The organism is Prevotella sp. P4-51 (genome assembly GCF_002251455.1).
Classification (GTDB): Bacteria; Bacteroidota; Bacteroidia; order Bacteroidales; family Bacteroidaceae; genus Prevotella.
In genome coordinates this window covers 1-21,080 of sequence record NZ_NPJM01000044.1, presented here as the reverse complement: position 1 = coordinate 21,080, position 21,080 = coordinate 1, and the positions used below count along the sequence as shown (strand labels likewise).

21 protein-coding genes and 1 rRNA gene are annotated in these 21,080 nt (G+C 56.6%); 14 read left to right on the top strand and 8 right to left on the bottom strand.

Translation table 11 applies throughout. From position 1 onward, the window contains the following. Window positions 1–102: 102 nt before the first annotated feature. The 10 genes from CIK94_RS05955 to CIK94_RS05910 all read left to right on the top strand — a co-directional run bounded on the left by CIK94_RS05955 (window position 103) and on the right by CIK94_RS05910 (window position 9,060). A complete protein-coding gene (locus CIK94_RS05955; protein WP_094421894.1) occupies window positions 103–1,461 on the top strand; it encodes an ATP-binding protein in 1,359 nt (452 codons plus the stop codon). An 18-nt stretch (window positions 1,462–1,479) separates the two neighbouring features. Continuing rightward, window positions 1,480–1,914, top strand: a complete 435-nt coding sequence (locus CIK94_RS05950) for a hypothetical protein (protein ID WP_094421891.1) — start codon at window positions 1,480–1,482, stop codon at window positions 1,912–1,914. A gap of 94 nt (window positions 1,915–2,008) precedes the next feature. Continuing rightward, entirely contained in the window at window positions 2,009–2,377 is a 369-nt protein-coding gene (locus CIK94_RS05945; protein ID WP_022310374.1) for a LytTR family DNA-binding domain-containing protein, read from the top strand. Further along, the gene (locus CIK94_RS05940; RefSeq protein ID WP_022310373.1) at window positions 2,368–2,979 is read left to right on the top strand and encodes an FHA domain-containing protein; all 612 of its coding nucleotides are present in this window, start codon (window positions 2,368–2,370) and stop codon (window positions 2,977–2,979) included. The genes CIK94_RS05945 and CIK94_RS05940 overlap by 10 nt, the downstream gene beginning before the upstream one ends. Then, a complete protein-coding gene (locus CIK94_RS05935; RefSeq protein WP_158214690.1) occupies window positions 2,960–3,862 on the top strand; it encodes an SUMF1/EgtB/PvdO family nonheme iron enzyme in 903 nt (300 codons plus the stop codon). Before CIK94_RS05940 ends, CIK94_RS05935 begins: the two co-directional genes overlap by 20 nt. A 35-nt stretch (window positions 3,863–3,897) precedes the next feature. Beyond that, complete coding sequence (locus tag CIK94_RS05930) at window positions 3,898–4,650, top strand: caspase family protein (RefSeq protein ID WP_158216521.1); 753 nt, start codon at window positions 3,898–3,900, stop codon at window positions 4,648–4,650. Between the two features lie 238 nt (window positions 4,651–4,888). Next, entirely contained in the window at window positions 4,889–5,830 is a 942-nt protein-coding gene (locus CIK94_RS05925) for a hypothetical protein (protein ID WP_094421887.1), read from the top strand. Between the two features lie 12 nt (window positions 5,831–5,842). Continuing rightward, window positions 5,843–6,283: an FHA domain-containing protein gene (locus tag CIK94_RS05920; RefSeq protein WP_094385654.1), complete on the top strand. Its 441-nt coding sequence runs from the start codon at window positions 5,843–5,845 to the stop codon at window positions 6,281–6,283. Next, complete coding sequence (locus CIK94_RS05915) at window positions 6,276–7,301, top strand: PP2C family serine/threonine-protein phosphatase (protein WP_144008314.1); 1,026 nt, start codon at window positions 6,276–6,278, stop codon at window positions 7,299–7,301. Before CIK94_RS05920 ends, CIK94_RS05915 begins: the two co-directional genes overlap by 8 nt. Window positions 7,302–7,398: 97 nt before the next feature. Beyond that, window positions 7,399–9,060, top strand: a complete 1,662-nt coding sequence (locus tag CIK94_RS05910) for a protein kinase (RefSeq protein WP_094421883.1) — start codon at window positions 7,399–7,401, stop codon at window positions 9,058–9,060. Window positions 9,061–9,152: 92 nt separating this feature from the next. Here CIK94_RS05910 and CIK94_RS05905 read toward each other — a convergent pair whose 3' ends face one another. Together CIK94_RS05905 and CIK94_RS05900 are read right to left on the bottom strand one after the other, a co-directional pair. Beyond that, entirely contained in the window at window positions 9,153–9,446 is a 294-nt protein-coding gene (locus CIK94_RS05905; RefSeq protein ID WP_094387744.1) for a RyR domain-containing protein, read from the bottom strand. Further along, entirely contained in the window at window positions 9,427–11,958 is a 2,532-nt protein-coding gene (locus CIK94_RS05900; RefSeq protein WP_144008313.1) for a hypothetical protein, read from the bottom strand. The genes CIK94_RS05905 and CIK94_RS05900 overlap by 20 nt, the downstream gene beginning before the upstream one ends. A 5-nt stretch (window positions 11,959–11,963) precedes the next feature. On the opposite strand from CIK94_RS05900, the gene CIK94_RS14365 reads away from it, so the two are divergent. Beyond that, window positions 11,964–12,113 (top strand): hypothetical protein, encoded by a 150-nt coding sequence (locus CIK94_RS14365; protein ID WP_158216520.1) that lies wholly within the window; start codon window positions 11,964–11,966, stop codon window positions 12,111–12,113. A 42-nt stretch (window positions 12,114–12,155) separates the two neighbouring features. Here the strand turns inward: CIK94_RS14365 and CIK94_RS05895 are convergent, their stop codons facing one another. The 4 genes from CIK94_RS05895 to CIK94_RS05880 form a co-directional block, all read right to left on the bottom strand. Then, a complete protein-coding gene (locus CIK94_RS05895) occupies window positions 12,156–13,604 on the bottom strand; it encodes an MFS transporter (protein ID WP_094421879.1) in 1,449 nt (482 codons plus the stop codon). A 460-nt stretch (window positions 13,605–14,064) separates the two neighbouring features. Beyond that, on the bottom strand, window positions 14,065–16,542 hold the full coding sequence (locus CIK94_RS05890) for a bifunctional UDP-N-acetylmuramoyl-tripeptide:D-alanyl-D-alanine ligase/alanine racemase (protein WP_094421877.1): 2,478 nt from the start codon (window positions 16,540–16,542) through the stop codon (window positions 14,065–14,067). Further along, the gene (locus tag CIK94_RS05885; protein WP_371591643.1) at window positions 16,526–17,383 is read right to left on the bottom strand and encodes a GSCFA domain-containing protein; all 858 of its coding nucleotides are present in this window, start codon (window positions 17,381–17,383) and stop codon (window positions 16,526–16,528) included. The genes CIK94_RS05890 and CIK94_RS05885 overlap by 17 nt, the downstream gene beginning before the upstream one ends. A 13-nt stretch (window positions 17,384–17,396) precedes the next feature. Continuing rightward, a complete protein-coding gene (locus CIK94_RS05880) occupies window positions 17,397–18,293 on the bottom strand; it encodes an SUMF1/EgtB/PvdO family nonheme iron enzyme (RefSeq protein ID WP_022309730.1) in 897 nt (298 codons plus the stop codon). 812 nt (window positions 18,294–19,105) lie between these two features. On the opposite strand from CIK94_RS05880, the gene CIK94_RS05870 reads away from it, so the two are divergent. The 3 genes from CIK94_RS05870 (at window position 19,106) to CIK94_RS14555 (ending at window position 20,396) form a co-directional block, all read left to right on the top strand. Beyond that, the gene (locus CIK94_RS05870) at window positions 19,106–19,732 is read left to right on the top strand and encodes a hypothetical protein (protein WP_094421875.1); all 627 of its coding nucleotides are present in this window, start codon (window positions 19,106–19,108) and stop codon (window positions 19,730–19,732) included. A gap of 11 nt (window positions 19,733–19,743) precedes the next feature. Further along, window positions 19,744–20,040, top strand: a complete 297-nt coding sequence (locus CIK94_RS05865; protein ID WP_094421873.1) for a transcriptional regulator — start codon at window positions 19,744–19,746, stop codon at window positions 20,038–20,040. A gap of 68 nt (window positions 20,041–20,108) precedes the next feature. Beyond that, complete coding sequence (locus tag CIK94_RS14555; RefSeq protein ID WP_173845677.1) at window positions 20,109–20,396, top strand: hypothetical protein; 288 nt, start codon at window positions 20,109–20,111, stop codon at window positions 20,394–20,396. Here CIK94_RS14555 and tnpB read toward each other — a convergent pair. Both tnpB and rrf read right to left on the bottom strand, forming a co-directional pair. Next, window positions 20,335–20,628: an IS66 family insertion sequence element accessory protein TnpB gene (tnpB, locus tag CIK94_RS14930; RefSeq protein ID WP_216821929.1), complete on the bottom strand. Its 294-nt coding sequence runs from the start codon at window positions 20,626–20,628 to the stop codon at window positions 20,335–20,337. The two genes, CIK94_RS14555 and tnpB, sit on opposite strands and share 62 nt — an antisense overlap. Before the next feature lie 295 nt (window positions 20,629–20,923). Next, window positions 20,924–21,036, bottom strand: a 5S ribosomal RNA gene (gene rrf, locus CIK94_RS05855). Between the last annotated feature and the right edge of the window lie 44 nt (window positions 21,037–21,080).

Below are 21,080 nucleotides of genomic sequence, written 5' to 3'. Positions count from 1 at the left end.
ATATAGCTATTTTCGGGGCGGATTATGTGAAAAACAGTGCCATTTATGATGCGGATAACGTGAAAATCACTATCTTTGCACATGTAATTAATGTTTCGCGATATGGAAAGACTACTCAGAAGAAAGGTGGACAGCTACTTGACGGCCTGGAAGAACAACCCAGACAGAAAACCGCTTATCATCAAAGGCGCCCGGCAGATTGGCAAGACCCGTTCCATCGAATGGTTTGCCTCGCAGAACTACCAGAGCGTCATTGAAATCAACTTTGTAGAGCAAACGAGGTACAAGGCCATCTTTGACGATGGCTTCGAGGTAGACACCATCCTCAAGAACATCTCTCTGCTCAATCCCGAGCTGAGGTTCATCCCCGGCGCCACCCTGTTCTTCTTTGACGAACTGCAGGCATGCCCCAACTGTGCCACCGCGTTGAAGTTCTTCAAGCTCGACGGCCGCTTCGACGTCATCTGCTCTGGCTCGCTGATGGGTATCAACTACCGTGAGATAGAGTCCAACAGCGTGGGCTACAAGGAAGATTACGAGATGCACTCCATGGATTTCGAGGAATTTCTGTGGGCCAAGGGCTATACCGAGGAATTCGTAGACGACCTGTACCAGCACATGCTTGAGGTCAAGCCCATCAGCAATCTGCAGATGGATATCCTCTTCGGTCTTTTCCGCGACTATGTCACGATAGGCGGCATGCCCGAGGTGGTCAACACCTACATCCAGAACAAGAATTTCAGTGGCACCCTGGGCATACAGAGGCAGTTGCTGAAAGACTATGAGGAAGATATCACCAAGTATGTCGACGGGTTGGACAAGGCAAAGGTCAAGGCCGTCTACAACCATATCTCCACATTCCTGGCCAAGGAGAACAAGCGTTTCCAGATAACCAAGATTGCACGCAATGCACGCAACAGAGACTATGTGGGATGCGTAGAATGGCTTGCTGATGCGGGTGTCATCAACATCTGTTACTGTCTGAACCAGCCGGAACTGCCGCTGAAGGGCAACTATGACCCCAAACTCTACAAGATATACTACAAGGACACCGGGCTGCTTATCGCGTCGCTCGACGAAGAGGCACAGGAGGACTTGAGAGCCAACAAGAACCTCGGCACCTACAAGGGGGCTATCTATGAGAACGCCGTGGGAGACATGCTCGTGAAGCAAGGCTACCGTCTCTATTACTACAGCAACGACAGGCCCGCCCTGGAGATGGACTTCTTTATCAGAGACGCCGACTCGTTGATTCCGGTCGAGGTGAAGGCCAACGACAACGCGACCGCCTCGCTCAACAATCTGCTCAAGGCCGACAAGTACCCCGACGTAAGGTACGGCATCAAGTTGGGGTATAAGAACATAGGATTCAATGGCAGGTTCTACACCTTCCCCTATTTCCTCACGTTTCTGCTCAAGCGGTTTGTGGAAGAGCGAGGCCGCCACATCGCGACGGAATAGCCTCCACGCCCATGCACCATGACCGCCAACCCGCCCGAGGCCGCCTTTATCCTCATTTCAAGTCACGAAATGGAGGATGCGTGGCGTGATTTACTCCTTTCCAGCCTTGCAATGGTCATTTCATGGTTTGAAACCAACTTTCCGTTAGTCTATGCCCGCTTTCGCTGCATCGGCGGGGGCGGCGCCGTGGTCACAGGGCTGTTGTCGGCATGCGCCTTGCCTGGCAGAGGAGGCTTGGCAGCAGCCGAATTTACTCTGGTGGCAGCAGAGGTCACCCTGGTGGCTGCAGAGATTACCCTGGCAGCAGCCGAGGTTACCCTGGTGGTGACAGAGGTTACCCTGGCAGCGACAGGGCGTCGCTCCGACCTTCGGTTACGGGCAGATGATGGTGGCAGAGAGCGTCATTTTTGCCCCATATCTTATAATAAGGTAAAAAAAATGGGCAAATTGTAAAGTTTATTCCGATAATTATGTTTACCTTTGCTATTGCTACCACTCCCGCGCACAGCCAGAGTGTTACGGCATGACTGATTAACTCCAAGGAAAGATGAAACAGATAGTCTTCAACCGCCGCAACGAACTGCTTCGGGTCCCCCTCACCCGTGCCATGTTCTACGAAGCCTTCGGCAATTACTGCTATGGCGTGTTCCCTAACAAGCAGAAAATCATGCTGCCCGTGAGCCTCGGTGAGGTCGAACAGCTGATACGCGTCAAGCCCGAACCCGACCAGCCGGTATTCATCCGCATCGGCAAGCGGTACATCGTCAACACCGAGATGATAGTCCAGGTCAACCTTAGCACCCAGCGACTCATCCTCTCTGACTTCGACCACCCCGACCACTTCGCCCTGCCCATCTCCAAGGAGGCCCTCAAGGAAATCAAGAAACTCTACGAACAGCAAAAGATATGGAAATAGGACAAACCATCACCATAGGCCGCATGGGCCAGCAGCCCATGCACATCGCCGACACCAGCGTGGACCCGCAGCACGCCAAACTGACCCGCACGGGTACCGACACCTACCAGATAGAAGACCTCGACTCTACCCGAGGCACTTTCGTCTTCGGCATGCGCATCAAGCGCAAGACCGTCAAGACCGACACGCCCTTCTTCCTGGGTCAGCACAAGACCTCGGTAAGACAGTTGCTCACCGACCTGTCCACTATTGACCTCGGGCAGATATGGGCCAACTACGAGAACGAAAAGAAGAAGTGGGACCGATATTCCACGATGGTCAACTCCATACGTATGCTCACTCCCATCATCACCATGCTGCTCGCGCAGACCGTGGGCCAGGACTGGATGATATCCATCATCGTGCTGGCGGTGGTCATTGCGATAGCCGTCGTGGCAGGCGAGAAAGTGCTCGAAAAGAAGACTCTCGCCATATCGGCACTCAACGCCTCTATGCAGACCACCTACGTATGCCCCCACTGCCACAAGTTTCTGGGACTTACCCCCTATGAGGTGCTCAAGGCCAACCGCTACTGTCCCGGTTGTGGCGTGCCCCTCAAGTAACATCGCCCGCCCGGGCATCACCCAAACCCTTACCACCATGCGCATCACATCTCTGCTCATCGCCATTATGCTCACAGCCCTGGCCACCGAAGCCGGAGCGCAGGGCATCATACGCCCCAAGACATCCACTACCACCAAGCCCACCACCAAGCCGCAGCCCCGTGCGCAGGCGAAGAGACCTGCAGCGGTGGCCAACCCGCTGAAGAAACTGGCTGCCGACATGGTCTATGTCGAAGGCGGCACCTTCACCATGGGTGCCGCTGCCGCCGAAGACTACTGGAATGCCGAGAATGCCAAGCCCGCCCATCAGGTGACCGTGCGCAGCTTCTACATCTGCCGCTACGAGACCACCCAGGCGCTCTGGCAGAAGGTGATGGGGCACAACCCGTCGGAGCAGAAGCTCGGCGGCAACCACCCCGTCGAAAATATCACGTGGAACGACATCCAGGCGTTTATCCAGAAGCTCAACGCCCTCACCGGCAAGCACTACCGGCTGCCCACCGAGGCCGAATGGGAGTATGCAGCCCGTGGCGGACGCAAGAGCGGCGGCTACCGCTACAGCGGCAGCAACCAGATAGACGACGTGGCATGGTATAGCGACAACACCCACGACCGCCACAAGCCCGTAGGCACCAAGCGCCCCAACGAACTGGGCCTCTACGACATGTCGGGCAATGTCTTTGAGTTCTGCGGCGACGGCTATCAGCCCTACTCTGCCGCCCCGCAAAACAACCCTGTACAGGAATCTCCCAAAGGCGACCACCCACTGCGCGGCGGCAGCTATGTCACACACGAAAAAGACTGCCGATGCAGTTACCGCTTCGGCCAGTCATCTACCTACTCCCATACCCACTTCGGTTTCCGTCTGGCCATGTCAGAATGATACGCTCCCTCACGCCAACCTCCATCCTCAAGCCTATGAAGAAGATACACCTGCTGCTCCTCGTGATGGCCCTTGCCATCAGCACCGCCACCTACGCCCGCGACATCTACGTGGTGTCGGTAGGCATAGCCAAATACAAGCATATCAAGCCCCTCCGCAAGACCGAGAACGATGCCGCCACGATGGCAAAGCTCTACAAGACCCACACGCGCCATGTCACCACGCTCACCGGCAGCGACGCCACCCACGACCGGGTACTCGCCACGCTGAAAGAGGTATTCGGCAAGGCGGGCAAGGACGATATCGTGGTCTTCTTCTTCAGCGGTCATGGCAGCAAGGGCGGACTCTGCGCCTACGATACCCACAACGAGCAGACACTCATCAGCTATGGTGAAATCAAGGCCGTGCTGCGCCAGTGTGACGCCAACAACAAGCAGCTCTTCATCGACGCCTGCTTCTCGGGCGGTCTGCGCGGTGGCGGCAAGAGCTCGAGCGCCAGCCAGACTTTCGGCAACAGCCAGGGCGTGATGCTCTTCCTCTCGTCGCGCAGCAGCGAGACATCGCGAGAGAACCCCTACGGCCCCAACGGATACTTCACCCAGTATCTGGAGAAGGGCATGAAGGGCGCCGCCGACACCGACCGCAACCGCATCGTCGAAGCCAAGGAGATATTCACCTATGTCGCGCAGAAGGTGGCCCAAGCCACGCACGACAAGCAGCACCCCGTGATGTGGGGCAAGTTCAGCGACACGATGCACATACTCAACTGGAATCCCAAGCGCAAATAGGCCGTCCCTCCGTGCATCGCGCCAGCAGCCGGGCAGTCCTCCAGCTCGACCACAGCCCTCTCGGCGCTTCCCGGGCTAATCCCCACAGCCGCATCGGGGCACAATTCTGCCGCTTTCAGCCATTTCGTCACGCCAGATGGGCATTTCATCCACTAAGGGGGAAATCGTTTGGAGGCCATGGATTATCTCCTTATCTTTGCAGCAGAAATCAATAATAACCCTATAAAACATTACCACTATGTTTGACAACAATGACACCATCCGCAACAAGCAGAAGACTGGCAACAATGCCAAGGAAGAGAAGCGTAATAACGACAAGACTACTGCCAAGGCAGCTGCCGCAGCCATATTGGGTGCAGCGCTGGGTGTAGGCGGTGCCAACGCCGTGCAGGCTGCCACCACCGAAGAGCCCGAGGCTCAGCCCCAACCCCAGCAGACCCAGCCTCAGCCTGAAGCCAAGCCCGAACCCAAGCCAGAGCCCAAGCCCGTGGAGGAAGAGCATCACGAGGAAGATGAGCACGTAGAGCCCGTCAAGGTGGAACAGCCCGAGCAGCATGAGCCGAAGCCCACTCCCGCCACAGACAACGACGAGAGCATCATCATCCACTCGGTAGAGACCGGTCAGGACGAAGACGGAAACCAGTATATGTTGGCACACGCCACAGTCAACGGCAACAACGCCGTGCTGCTCGCCGACGAGAACGGACACATACAGACAGCAGCCATCGACATCAATGGCAACGGCGAGGTGGAAGAGGGAGAGATAGGCAACGTGAGCGAAGCCAACCTCTACATCAACGGCAACTCCGTAGAGGTGCACCAGCCCGAGGTACAGGTAAGCGCCGCCGAGAACGAGCCCGAAGTGCGCGTCATCTCGGTAGAAAACGATGTCGACCTCAACGGCCAGACCGTAGACGTGGCTGCCGTAACCATCAACGACCAGAACGTCATCTTCGTAGACAGCGACCAGAACGGCGAGGTCAACGTGATGGTTACTGATGCCAACGGCAACGGCGAGATAGAGAATGACGAAATGGCAGACGTGACCGAACACCACATCGCCATGCCTACCGCCGACGACGTGATGCAGCCCGGTGTGACAGAGGTAAGCGACCCCATGGGCGGCGACGACCTGCCCGACTACTCCAACAATGCCGACATCACCATGTACGACGTATAATAAGCAGAGACAATGAATATAGCACTCAAATGCCCACACTGCAAGGGCGTAATCAATGTGGTTGCCGCTGCCGGTCTGGAGGCGAAGAACGCAGAGTGTCCCCACTGCCACAAGAAGATGAAGATAGGCGACTTTCTGCCCTGTCTCTCGCTCCAGGTCGACGACAAGCGCTACCAGTTGCACTTCGGCAGGCAGTGGGTGGGACGCCAGACCAGCAACAATACCGCCGAGATACAGATACCCGACCCCAGCAACTACATGAGCCGGCGCCACGCCGTCATCGAGCTCACCTGCCAGCCCACGGGCATACGCTGCACCTTCGAGGAGCATGGCACCAACCCCACCTCGCTGCAGGGCGTGGAGCTCATCGAAGACGACATCGTCTACCTCAATGTCAACGACTGTATGATGCTCGGCGACAGGAGGATGTTCCTCGCCAACCAATTTGAATAAAACCACTACGCTTATGGACAAGCAGACCAACCCTACCGCATCTATCCGCCTGGGCGAGATAGCGTGCTACAGTGAAATAGGACAGAAGGCCAACCAGGAAGACTCCATCTTCCCGGCCATAGGTGAAGCCACCGCCAGCCAGCGCGTGTTCTTGGTGTGCGACGGCATGGGCGGCCACGAGCACGGCGAGGTGGCAAGCGCCTGCGTGGCCAAGACGGTGGGCGAGAAGACGGCAGTCTTGCCGCTCTGCACCACCGCCGAGATGCGCACCGTGTTTGAGACGGCGCTCGAAGCAGCCTACGACGAGCTCGACGCGATAGACACTCCCCCATCCACGGGCCGCACCATGGGTACCACCCTCACCTTTGCAGCCTGCTGCAGCGACGGCGTGCTGGTGGCTCACATCGGCGACAGCCGAGTCTATCAGCTGCGTCCGGGAGCAGGCGTTGTCTTCCGCACCCGCGACCACTCGCTGGTGTTCGACCTCATCGCCGCCGGCGAACTCACCGAGGAAGAGGCGCGCGACTTCCCGCAGAAGAATGTCATCACGCGCGCCGTGCAGCCTCATCAGGAGCGGCGCGACCGGGCTTCGTTCAACGTCATCACCGACATACGCCCCGACGACGTGTTTGTGCTCTGCAGCGACGGCGTGGTCGAACAGCTCACCGACGATGACCTCTGCCGCCTCATGCTCAACCACGACACGCTCGACAACCGCATACGCTCGGTGGCAGAAGCCTGCCGGCTGCAGCAGACGCGCGACAACAACACCGCCTATGCCTTCAGCATCGAGGGCGGAAGCGTGACCGCACAGCCCGAGGTCAAGGTAGAGGCGGTCAAGCCCAAGGGCAAGAAGAAAGGGCATACCTGGGTGTGGCTGCTGTTGCTCGCCATCATCGCAGCTCTGGCGCTGTTTGTCATCAAGACCCAAGGCGGCGACGACAAGGGCGACAAGCAACCAGCCAAGACCGAACAGCACGACAACAACGCACCCCTGCGCACCATCAAGCACAAGTGACGCTGGTGCAGAGCGCCATGCGGCGGCGGGGGCGACACCCACTGGCGGCGCATGGAAGGAAAAGAAATCAAGGAAATAACCAATAACAAAACTACAAATGGCAGTTAACAACAACGAACGCGAAGGGCTGCTCGCCATCGGTACCTTGCTCTCCAACGGCAAGTACCGCATCGAGCAGTATCTGTCGTCGGGCGGATTTGGCAACACCTATGTAGCCACCGACCTGGCCTTCGACGAGAAGGTGGCTATCAAGGAGCTGTATATCAAGGGCGTCTGCGGACGCAACGAGGCCACCAACGAGGTGGCTATCACCCTGACAGAAAACCAACGCACCTTTGAGGCTCAGCGGGAGAAGTTCCGCAAGGAGGCGCGACGGTTGCGCCGACTGAGCAATGCACACATCGTGAAGGTACACGACCTCTTCGACGAGAACGGCACATCCTACTATGTCATGGACTTCATCGAAGGCGAAAGCCTCGGAGCCCGCATCAAGCGGATGGGGCACCCCATGTCGCCCGCCGACATCATGCTGACCCTCCCCCAAATACTCAACGCGCTCGAGACGGTACACAACGACGGCATCTGGCATCTCGACATGAAGCCGGGCAACATCATGATAGACCGCAAGGGCAACATACAACTCATAGACTTCGGTGCGAGCAAGCAGTTGCGCAACTCCGACGGCCAGTCGCTGGCTACATCGTCGGCGATGGCATACACGCCGGGCTACGCACCGTCTGAACAGATGGAGCAGAACATCGAGAAGTTTGGCCCATGGACCGACCTCTACGCGCTGGGCGCCACGCTGTTCAATCTGCTTACCGAGCAGACTCCGCCGTCGCCCTCCGACATCGACGACGATGTCAACGAGGCCATCATCCAGTATCTCCCCGCCACGGTGAGTACCAAACTGAGAGACCTCATCGTATGGCTGATGAAGCCCAACCGCAAGATGCGTCCGCAGAGTGTGGCCGACGTGCGCCAGTATCTCGCCGAGACCATCACGCAGAATCCCCAAGCCAAGCCGAAGCCCACGCCCAAACCCGCTCCGGCACCTACGCCCGAGCCGACACCAGCTCCCGAGCCAGCACCGGAGCCCAGCACCAGACTGCGGCGCAAGAAGGGCGAGCCCGAGACGCCAACGCCAGCCCCCGAGCCGACTGACAACGACGACACCGGCAATAGCAGTTCCCGCCGAAAGATCATCATGATAGCGGTTGGCGTGGCTGTCCTGCTGTTGGGTTACTGGATGCTGTCCAAGGGTAACGGCGGCACGACTGCCGGAGCACCCGGGGGCATGGTGACCGACGCGACCATCAGGATAAGCAACGGCCCTGAGAACCTGAGAATCTTCACCTATACAGGAGAGGCATCGATAACCATCGATGACCAAGGCGACACGCTGTCGGTCATCCCCCAAGGTTCTGGCCATGCCACCTATATGGGCACCACAGACATTCCCTCGTGTGAATATACCGGCCAGTTCAAAGACGGTCTCCCCGACGACGTTTCCGATGATGCCAAGATGGTCTTCAGCAACAACGACACGTATGTAGGTTCCTTCAGCAAGGGCAACTATTATCGCGGTACTTACACCATAGGCGAAACGGGCGCCGTCTATCGTGGCACCTTCAGCCAGGGAGTCCCCCACGACGGCTACTGGTATGACAAGAACCATAACCCCACAAGCCGCGTCAACGGTGGCCAAGAGGTGGCTGACACAGCAGGCATACCGCCATACGACAAGGCTCTGCAGTAACTATAGCACTACAGGATAGCATAATCCCCACCCTCATGACAACCATGAGAGTGGGGATTTCTGTTTTCTATACATCCTCCAGCAGAGCCTGATCAGCCCTTGTTGATTTTGAAGCCGAGCTTGAGGATGAGCTTGATGGTTTCGAGCGACGTATTACGGTCGAACTCACGCTCCTCGTCGGTCAGGTCGTCGTAGGGGACAAGGCAGGGATGGTGCTTGGCGGCATCGTCGCGGCGGGCGCCATAGGTCCAGCCTTGCGCGATACGGGTGGCAGCCCACACTTCATGCACGTTGCGACACATGTCGTCGATGAGCGGAGTGAGTTCGGCGGGCAGACTGATGTCCGACGTGTCTACGGGATGGGGTTCATACTTGGTTTTGGTCATGACTATGGAAATAATTGTTGATGGTAGTGGTGACTACGACGAAATCGTAGAGCTTGTAGTCGGGATAAGCGCGGCCGTCGGGCTTGGTAGCGTCGTCCCATCCCGCAAGCAGACTCTCGGCGTCGAGAGCCTCCCAGGGCATGAGGCAGTTGTGCAGCCGGTAACGCTCATTGCAACTGTGCCAAGTGCCGAAGGGCAACTGCTGCGAGAGCGTGGGATGGTCGCCGTAGTATCTATATCCCAGCGCCTCGTGAGAACCATTCCAGCGCAGATGCTCAAGACGGGCAAGATTGCGGAACAGCAGCTGGTCGGCAGCGTTATAGCCGACCGCGCCGGAGAGATGGTCGCCGCGGTCGGAGGGATGGACGCCGCGGTCGGGGGCTGAGTAATCGCCCTGCGCCTCGACTATGCCCTCAAGCAGATGCTCATGGGCAGAAATGCGACCGAACTTAGGCACACGCCCATCGGCAAACCACGATGAGAGAGCGCTGTTGTCGGCGCAGACACGCTCGATGATGTAGAGCTTGGTGAAGGCGTGATAGGCGTTTTCGACATCCTGCATCTCCTTACGCCTCAGCTCGCCATAGGCTTCGAGGGTGTGGCGCCCGAGCAGTATCTCGCGGCGGAGCGCCCACTCGTCCTTGGTGCCGAGCCGGTTGTTGACGGTGCAGTAGGCGCGGTTGTAGAGACGGCCCTCGGCCTCGAAACGGCTCTCCACGATATTGCCGAAGGTATAGATGCTGGCAGCCGAGCCGAAGATGACGATATGCTCGGCAAAGGCTGGGGTGCCCACCTGGTTGTAGTGGTCGGCGATGTCGCGCATGTGGGGCTCATAGTAGCTGGAATAAGAGCGCACGAATATCTTGAAGCGGGAGATGTCGACGCGGTTGCGGCGCACGTAGTTGAAGATGTTGACAGCGGCAGAGATAGACTGCTCGCTGTCGCCGAGAGCCACCACGACATAGTTGACCGTAGCAGCCACCTGGTCGAGCAGACTGTAGAAGTCGGGCGAAGAGATGTCGCAGTCGTGGAAAGAGTAGAGGTCGCGGCTGCCCTCGCCGTCGAGAGCGGGAGCCGAGGAGAGGAAACGGCCCTTGAGCTGGTCCATGCCGGCATCGACGACATGGCAATGATACTCCGACCGCATGACCTGGCGGTTGGCGTTGTCACTGCCGGGCTGGTCGTCATCGACCGAAGAGAGGCTGGAGACAAAGGCGCCAAACTCGTGGAGATAGCGCACGGCATCCTGACCGCTCTCGCCAAAGCCTACGACCAGCGAGGTGAAAGGCGAGGTGACGGTGCCCACATTGTGGGTGGTGTCGAGTTCGACAAAGCGTATGGGGTGATAGTCGGGCGTGCTCTTGAGCTGGTCGATGCTGGCATGCGACGAGTCGACTATCTTGACGTCGAGGTTGCTGGACGAATAGGCGTCTTCGACCACGCGGCTGGCACTGTCGTAGCGGGCGTGGCTGTAGATGGTGACCTTGTGACCCTCGACTTCGGCAAAGCGGCGTATGTCGCTGTCGGCACAGATGTTGGCGGTGGCGCGGAGATTGCTCTCCTGGTCGTCGCCGAGCATGAAGAAGTGGAGCTCGCCACGGGTCTTGCCGATGAGGCGTGCCACCTGGCCCAGCGCCAGTTTGCCGGCAAGCACCTGTGTGCCGTCATTGCGCTCGGCAGCGGTGAGCTCGCAACGGCTCAGACGGGCAAAGGCAGTGGCGGTAAGGCAGTTGAGCTCCTTGAGATGGTCGAGCTCGCGGTTCTTGAGCGACAGGAAGTCGAAGAGTCGGTCGAGCCCGGTGGGAGCACTGGTCTCGTCGCCGTCGTCGGCAGTCTTGACAAAGACCAGACGGTAGGTGCCGGCCTTGAGGGTACGGCGTATGTCGGCGGCGAGCAGATAGGAGGGCTCGTTGATACCCCAGAAGATGAACAGGCGCTCGCGCATGGCACCGCTACAACCTGTGGCCCAGAGCTGCACACGCGCCATGAGGTTATAGCCGAAGTGCTTGATGACAAAGAGCATGCTGACGGCTGCCGCCATGAAGTGGGCGAGCGAGAAGAGCGTCATGAAGAGCAGATTGGAGTGGAACTCCTCGTGCACGGCACTGATGTCGCTGTCCATTACAAACATGCCGAACGCGTGGACAACGCCCATTGGCGTCTGTCGCAGCAGACGCAGGAAGGAGTCGACAGTGAAACCGGCGGCATCGTCGCTGACGATAAACATGCCGACGGTATAGATACAGAAACCGAAAGTCCACGTAAGGAGGAAAAGCAGGGTGAGATGGCGTTCTACAAAGCGCCAGAAGCGGCTCCATCGCCCGTTCTCCATGCGGTAGAAGACGGCTGCCACCACAAAGGCTACAAGGATAATGCCCACAGCCATCAGTGCCGAGAGCGACATGAGGCTGCCCACATCGGCATTGCCTGCGGCGCCATCGCCATTGGCCGAACTACACGAACTCATCACTGCGCCAAGCGCCAAAAGGGGTAAGGATAACAGCTTCTTCATTGACTATGATAGTTATTACGGTAAGAGACACCGGTACCCGGACCGATGACATCGATGTGCAAATATACATATTATTATTGATAACAGACGCCATAGGTAGCAAAAAAATGGCGGTCAGCCCCACCAAAAAGGCCCAAAGCCTCATCCCGCTTTAGGGATTGGGCTTTGGGCCTCTATGGTTTGGGGGTGTAAAGCCGTCAGGCCTTGACGGGCATATAGCGGGGCACAAGCAGCTTCATGACGAGCCAACCGGCGATGTAGGCCACAGAGCAGTAGCAGAAGATGATGAAGTAGCCAGCCTCCTTGCCCTGGAAACCGCAGAAGACGGTCTGTGCAGCCTCGACATGGTCGAGCAGACGGCCAGAGACAAAGTTGATGAGGAACGAGCTGAGTCCGCCAGCCATACCGTTGATACCGGTGATGGTGGCCACAGCCTTCTTGGGGAAGAGGTCGCTGCCCACAGAGAAGAGGTTGGCCGACCATGACTGGTGGGCGGCGCCCACGATACCGATGATGCAGATGGTGAGCCAGCACGAGATGGCGCCCAGCGTCTGGGCCACAAGTCCCAGCAGGGGGAAGAGGGCAAAGATGAACATGGCCTTCATGCGGCAGTTGTAGGCGTTGCCTCCGGTACGGTTGATGAATATGGTGGGCAGCTTGCCGCCGTAGAGCGACAGCATCGTGATGGCATAGAGGGTGAACATGAGCATCTGGGCCATGGTGCTGTCTGACGTATAGCCATAGACATCACTGATATAGGCGGGCGTCCAGAAGAGGAAGAACCACCACACACCATCGGTGAGGAACTTGCCCATAAGGATGGCCCAGGTCTGGCGCAGGCGCAGACACTCGAGGATAGAGAGCTTGCGGCCGCTGTCGGCGTCGGCAGCAGCATCGTCCTGGCTGTCCTGGAGTATGTACTCGCGCTCGGCGGCATTGACGCGCTTGTTGGTCTGCATGGGCTGATAGATGAAAATCCAGATGCCCATCCACACGAAGCCCAGCATACCGATGACCACAAAGGCCATCTCCCATCCGTTGCCCACGCCCATATCCTTGAAGTAGCGTGCCAGGGTGGGGATGCACAGGGGCGCGACGAGGGCGCCGATGGTGGCTCCGGCATTGAAGATGGCGGTGGCGAAGGCGCGGTCTTTCTTGGGGAAATATTCGGCGGTGACCTTGACGGCGGCGGGGAAGTTGCCGCTCTCACCAGCAGCCAGCACCACGCGGGCAGCCAGGAAGAACCACACGCTGACCATAGACACCGTGGCTGCCACGTCGCCGGCAGCGCCCACGAGCTGGGCTGCATCGTCGAGACCTACCCACTGCTCGGTGGCCCAGCCACACAGGGCATGGAGACAGGCACCGGCAGACCACACGCCGATAGCCCAGAGGTAGCCGCGACGGGTGCCCAGCCAGTCGATGATGCGACCGGAGAAGAAATTGGCGATGGCGTACATGATGGAGAAGGCGGCGGCTATGTTGCCATAGTCGGTATTGGTCCAATGAAACTCGGGAGCGATGAAGTCTTTCCACGTGAGCGAGAGGGCCTGGCGGTCCAGATAATTGACAGTGGTGGCGAAGAAGAGCATCGCGCAAATTACCCAACGGAAGTTGGTCTTTCTGGTAGTCTGAATATTATTCATGTTTTAAGGTAATTATACTTGTAGGGGCAAAGGTAATCAAAAAAGTTGATACCATGACGGCTATGGCGTTTTTTCTTGCAAAAATCGACCGATGCCACCGTCCCGGGGTTGCAGCCATGCCGTTTTGCGCCCGCCGTGGAGGGCTTCGGCCATAGCCCAGCCGCATCGACGGGCGTGGGCACGAGGGCCACGGCCCTTGCCATCATCGGCAGCGGCGAGGCCATGACCCCTGCCGGCTCGTAACGGAAGGTACGTAGGCTCGTATCAAATGTCACGAGGGCACGTATCAATAGGCACGAAGGCTCGTAACATACGATACGAGCCAGCCAAGCGGCTCCCGGCGCTGCCGAAGCGGCTCACACAGAGCCCCTACCCCATCGCCAAGGCGCAAAAAAGCTCCGCCTGCAAGGGGAAGACCATTGCAGGCGGAGCCATGTATAGGGTAACGGGTGAGGAGGCGTCAATCCTGATAGTAGACGCGCTTCACACGGTTGGAGATGCCGGTGAGTATCTCGTAGGGGATGGTGTCGATGGCGTCGCTGAGCACGGTAACGGGCAGATGCTCGCCGAAAATCTCGACGCTGTCGCCCTCGGCACAGTCGATGTCGGTGACGTCAATCATGCAGACATCCATACAGATATTGCCCACATACTCGGCGCGCTTGCCGTTGACGAGGCAGTAGCAGTGGCGGTTGCCGAGATGGCGGTTCAGACCGTCGGCATAGCCTATGGGGATGGCGGCTATCACGCTGTCGCGGGTGAGCACTCCCTTGCGGCTGTAGCCCACCGTATCGCCAGCCGGCACGTGGCGCAACTGCAGGATGGTGGTCTTGAGCGTAGACACGGTGTTGATGATGGCATTGTTGCGCGAGTTGATGCCATAGAGTCCCAGACCTAAACGGCACATATCGAGCTGGTGTTCGGGGAAGTGTTCGATGCCGGCAGAGTTGTCTATGTGGCGGAGGATATGGTGGGAGAAGGCAGACTGGAGCCGGCGGCTGCCCTCGTCGAAGAGAGCAAACTGGCGGGCACTGAAATCGTCGAAGCTGTCGCTGTCGGAACCCACAAAGTGGGAGAAGACCGAGCGGGGGATGACAGCGTTCTGATGCTGCAGGCGGTCGATGAGCCTGTCCATGTCCTCGCGGGGATTGAAGCCCAATCGGTGCATGCCGGTGTCGAGCTTGATGTGTACGGGATAGTCGGTGATGCCCTCCTTCTCGGCTGCCTTGATGAGGGCCTCGAGCAGACGGAACGAATAGACCTCGGGCTCGAGGTCGTAGTCGAACATGGTCTTGAAGGCGGTCATCTCGGGGTTCATCACCATGATGTTGGCGGTGATGCCGTTCTTGCGCAGGGTGACACCCTCGTCGGCCACAGCCACAGCCAGATAGTCTACGCGGTGATCTTGCAGGGTCTTGGCTATCTCGACAGACCCGGCGCCATAGGCGTCGGCCTTAATCATGCAGACGAGCTTGGTTTCGGGCTTCATGAAGGACCGGTACCAGTTGAGGTTCTCGACCACGGCAGAGAGGTTGACCTCGAGGATGGTCTCGTGGACCTTGCGCACGAGGAGCTCGGTGAGGCGGTCGAAGCCGAACTTGCGGGCGCCCTTGAGCAGGATGACCTCGTCGCGGAGGGTGTGGAAGACGGGGCTGGCGACGAAGGCGTCGACGCTCTCGAAGAACGACTTGTCGGCGATGGTTATCTCGGCGGCGGCGGCACAGAGCTGGGGGCCGATGCCGATAAATCGCTCTACACCACGCTGCTGGCAGAGCTGCGCCACCTCGCCATAGAGCGACTGCGGGGTGAGTCCGCTCTGCTCGATGTCGCTGAGGATGAGCGTGCGGCGGCGTCCCTGATGGTCGGGGCGACGGCGCATGAAGTCGAGGGCTATGTCGAGCGAGTTGACGTCGGAGTTGTAAGAGTCATTGATAAGCGTACAGCCGTGCTGTCCCTCCTTGACCTCGAGGCGCATGGCTATGGGCTCGAGCTGCTGCATGCGCAGGGCAAGGGCGGCGGCAGAGACGCCCAGGTGGAGGGCTACGGTGGCGCAGATGATGGAGTTGGAGATAGAGGCGTCGTCGATAAACGGCAGCTGGTAGTGCTGCTCGGCGCCACCCTGGTAACTGTAGGTCACGACCGTATGGGCGTCGCCCTTGTCGATACGGCTGATGTACATGGGGGCATGGGCATCGGTAAGAGACCAGCAGAGGCGCTCGCCGGGATAACCGGAGGCTTCGACCTCGGCGGCTATCACGCTGTCGTCGGCATCGTAGACCACGGTCTGGGCGTCGTGGAAGAGCTGAATCTTCTCCTTACACTTGGCCTGCATGGACTCAAAGTTCTCCTGATGGGCTGCGCCGAGATTGGTGAGCACGGCGATGGTGGGCTGGATGATGCCACGCAGGGCGCGCATCTCTCCGGGCTGGCTGATGCCTGCCTCGAAGATGCCCAGCTGGGTATGCTCGTTGAGCAACCACACCGAGAGGGGCACACCTATCTGTGAGTTGTAGCTGCGGGGACTGCGGGTGACGCAGACGTCGGGCGACATGATCTGGTAGAGCCACTCCTTGACCATGGTCTTGCCATTGCTGCCGGTGATGCCCACCACGGGAATGTCGAACTCATCGCGATGGCGCTCGGCAAGCCGCTGCAGCGCCTCCAACGAGTCGGTGACTTTCAGGAAGTTGGCATGGGGATAAAGGGTGGCATAGTCCGTGGGGACGTGCTCGACCACAAAGTTGTTGACTCCACGGCGATACAGGTCGGAGATGTATTGCGTACCGTCATTGCGCTGAGTTTTCAGGGCAAAGAAAAGCGTTTCCTCTGGGAAACATAACGAACGGCTGTCAGTAAGGATGAAACCTACGCGGGCTTCACCGTTGCCGTATCTACGCGCACCGATGAGTGTGGTAACCTTCTCAATAGTATAGGTCATTTCTCTCTATCTTAAAATTTAATGCAAAGTTATTATATTTTTTTGAAAGTGCGTCGACTCTCGCCATGGTTTTATTCATAAAGTCTTTATATCCGGCACTCTCGGGGTCGAAGGGGCGGTGGTTGAGGGCGGCCTTGACGGGCAGCCACTCGGCGAGGAACCGGGTCATGGCGCTGCCGAAGTAGACGCGACCCATGCACTCGTGGATGTAGGCCACGGCCTGGGTGCTGGGGTGTATCATGTCTTCGGCATAGAAACGGTAGTCGCGCAGCTCGTCGTTCATAATCTCGTAGGAGGGGAAATAGCTGACATGCGGATGGCGACGTTCTATCTCGGCAGTGGCAAGCAGGAGCACCGACTTGGACAACTGGCTGCCGTGGAGCCCATATTTGCGATAGCGGATGGGGCTCACGGTGAGTATCACGTGGGCATCGGGCCAGCGGCGGGTTATCAGGGCGATGGTCTGCTCAAGGCTCTCAACCGTATCGTCGACCGTCATCTCGCGCTCCTCAAAGAGCTGCTGCGGCCGCTTCTGACAATTGTCGACCACTTCGCCCGTGGCGCGGAGTATATAGATGTGGTTGGTGCCGAGGGTAATCACGACGGTATCGACCCTATCGTCGGGAGGCAGCTCGTCGGAGAGTCGGGCGATGGTGTGGCCCACGCTGATGGGGTTGTACATCACGCCGTAGGGGTTGACCGTCACGCGGAAGCAGTCGTCGGCAAAGAGTCGGCCCATATTGTCGGCAAAGCAGCTGCCCACAAAGAGCATGCGCGAGCAGGGCTCTATCTCGAAGTCAGCACGCGGCAGGTCGACTGGTGTCTGTAGTTGCAGTGGCATAGGCGTGTTCCTGTTATTCATGCATTACCAATCGAAGCCCCGTAGCCTCGTCATTATAGTCGGGGGATTGACCATAACGAATAGAGATGTGGCATGCCTCAACAGTATGGCCTATTCCGCCATCACGATACACGCGTAGCTCACCGCTATCTGGGCCGGTGGGGTCAGACTGGGCCTGGGCTGAGTATGGGGCGAGCCAGTCGCTGCACCATTCGCTGACGTTGCCTGTCATATCATAAAGTCCGAGTTCGTTCGGGGCCTTCCGGCCCACTGGCTGGACAGTAGATGTATTATAACAATGCCAAGCCACTTTCCCTATAGTATTACTACCGCTATATTGATAGCCCTTGCTCATATTGCCACCACGGGCGGCAAACTCCCATTGTGCCTCTGTGGGCAAGCAAAAACTTATCCCAGAGTAGCCCGACTTAGCCTGGGCAAGCGCGGTAAGGCGTGAAAGGAATGTCTGGCAGTCTGTCCAAGAGACATTGGTCACAGGAAGATTTCGGCCCTTCACCTTAGAGGGGTTGGAGCCCATCACAGCCTCCCACAGGGCCTGGGTAACCTCGTACTTGGAAATAAAAAAGCCATCGACGGTAACAGTATGCACCGGGAGCTCATCTGGATAGGGATTTTTCATCTGCGGGGTGGCTCCCATCTGGAACGTACCGCCCCGAACGTAGACAAAACTATAATAGAGGCTCTTCCATTCGGAGGCGAAAGTGGGCTTGGCACTGGTCTGCTTATTCCGCGCCGTAGCAGGTTTGGTCTTGGACCTGGCGGCTTCGGTTTTACCTGTCCTCGCATTACGATTAATGGTCGGATTGTGCTTAATGATGCCCTGCCCATCGGCCTCGGCCGCAAGCGCGAGGCACAAGAGAAACAGGAAAGCTCTACATAAATGCTTCATATATGTACGTTTTAAGAAATAATCAATAAGCAAAAGTAAGAAAAATATATATTTTGCAGGCTACAAGTGACGATTTTTTTCGGTAGAGGGTAAAAAAAACAGATACGAGTGGGTGGCTGGCCAAGCATAGATAAATGCCAAAACTGTTGGACGATGTCGCATAAAAGGCAATGCCATCGACCAGAGTATCGGGGGTATCAGGGGCTCTGTGGAGGTCATGACAGGCGGCCATCTCGCACACATTAAAGCTGTCCACAGTGTCGGCAAACATGACACATACAAGAGTAACAATTGATAACTTTGGGGCAAAAGTACGCAAGATATAAATAACAACAACAGCTACAGGCTGTTTTTGGGGGTGGCGGCAGTGAAGTTGACACAAAACAGGGGACAATATGGCTGTAGCCCCCAAAGAACTGATAGGATGAAATCAGAAATTGCTGCCATTTTGATGGCAGTTGGTATGTATATATAAATAATGTGAACACAAGCCTCCTCTGCGAAACTATAGATTGACGGAAACAAGAGAAAGAAGGCTACACGCTCGCGGCAGGGAGGCCTCCTGGTCTTGCAAATATGGCGAAAAATCTCGCGAATTGGGTGACAGATTGTCTCATTTCGGATGGGAAATGTTAAAAAAACCATCTCCGCGCAAAGAAGTTTGCACAATAACTTGGTTTATATCATAAACATTATTATCTTTGCCATGCAATCCGGAACTGCGATGCCTTTGTCAGACCTTTCTGCAGGAGGAACGACGGGCATGAGTGAACAAAACAAGTCGTTTAACATCCAAGAAAACTCAAGAAATCATGGAAGAAACAACAAACATGACTGCCGAGCGCAGTCTGGAAATCATCCGAGAATCGATAGAACGCAGCCAGCGCACAATCAACAAGAATTCTGCACTGCCATTAATCTGGTGGGGCGCTTGTGTAGTAGCCTTTTCATTGCTCATTGCCTATTTGTGGAATAATCACGGTGGGCCTGTGTGGAATTTCTTATGGGCAGCGATGTCGCTGGTAGGTTACGCAGGCAATAGGTTGATTGACAAAAAGCGGGAAACCATCCCAACAACATTCGTGGGCAAAGCCATCGGATATGTATGGGCTACATTTGGTGTATTCTGCTGTAGCATGGGCATGATTCTCGGCTTGGTCGGAAGCGGAGTCCTGCCGATAGAACTGGTTTTACCTAAGGTGTATGCCTTCGGATGCCTTACAAGTATCATCTCCTTGTGCTTCGGAATGGGTACAACTATCATGGGACTGATACTGAGAAACCGCATCATCCAGGCTTGTGGCCTGATTGCTGGCATCGGAGGCTTTTTCGGCGCATTGCATTTCCCAGACCACATGCAGCTCTATGTGATGGCAGTTGTGGCAACGGTCGGGCTGATTGTTCCTGGCGTAATTATTCATTTGCATAATAAGAGATAAGGAGGAGATACATGTTCCAACCATTAGACCCGCTGTTGCACGCAGAGTTGCGATTGGCTGTCATGTCGCTGCTCATCAGCGCCGACGAGGCCGAGTTCCCATACATCAAGGAACAGACGGGAGCCACGGCGGGCAATCTGAGCGTACAGATTAACAAACTCTCAACGGCAGGCTATATTGAGATAGAGAAAACCTACAAGGGCAAAAGGCCTTGCACCATCTGCCGGATTACCCCAAAAGGAAGACAGGCTTTCGAACAATATGTTGAAGCCTTGAGGGACTATCTTGAAGTGGCAAACAAAGGCTGAAAGGACAGCTCTACCAGCCTCTCTCGTACCGACATTGTACCACTGCCGTGATAAATGGTTATGGCACAATGTCGGTTATCAATTATATCGACCCATTCATAGGTAACTCATGGACATTCGCGCCCAAAGAAAACCATAACAGCATCACCCCATGGGAACATATGTTGCAGAAAGTAAACAGTAAAAACGAAATGGAAAAGGCGGCTTTTTCGGATGGTTACGCAGAAAGAGAGGGTATCTGCCAGCATCGTCATTTTACAGCAAATGGTATCGCCTTGCGGATTTATAGCCGTGTTACCCCCAATATTTCGGATGGTTACCTTGTTTCGGATGGTTGCGTTCATACCAGCGCATAGATCTGAAGCCTATGCCCTGACGAAGAAAGATGCGAGGAGGGAAACGGCCCTGCTCCAAACGCTTGTAGTACATCACATAACCTCCACGTTCGCAATGGAGCAACTTCATGCTCGTGCGAGACTTGCCCACAAATACATACACATCACCATTACTCGGTTCCAGCCCCACTTTTTGGACCTGTCTACACATACCATTCACTCCCATACGCATATCAGTCGGATGCTGCGCCATAACTATACGGTTGTCCTCATTCAAATTGAACAAAACTTTTTTTGAGGACAAAGGTAAACAGTATCGATGAAATGGAAAAGGCGGCTTGTTTCGGATGGTTACGCAGAAAGAGGGCATCTGCCAACTTCGTCATTTTACAGCAAATGGTATCGCCCTGCGGACTTAATGCCGTGTTCCCCCAAATATTTCGGATGGATACCCTGTTTCACATGGTTACCGGCGTTTCTCCACCTTATTATATATGTACCAACGAAAAAAGCCTCAGTCACTGTCGTGACCAAGGCTCTTCGTGAAAAAAGGGCGGCTACCTACTCTCCCGCATTGTATTGCAGTACCATCGGCGCAAGTGGGCTTAACTTCTCTGTTCGGAATGGGAAGAGGTGGGACCCCACCGCAATAACCGCCTGATTGATATCGTTCCTGACTCTACTGCCATCATACGCGGCACGCAT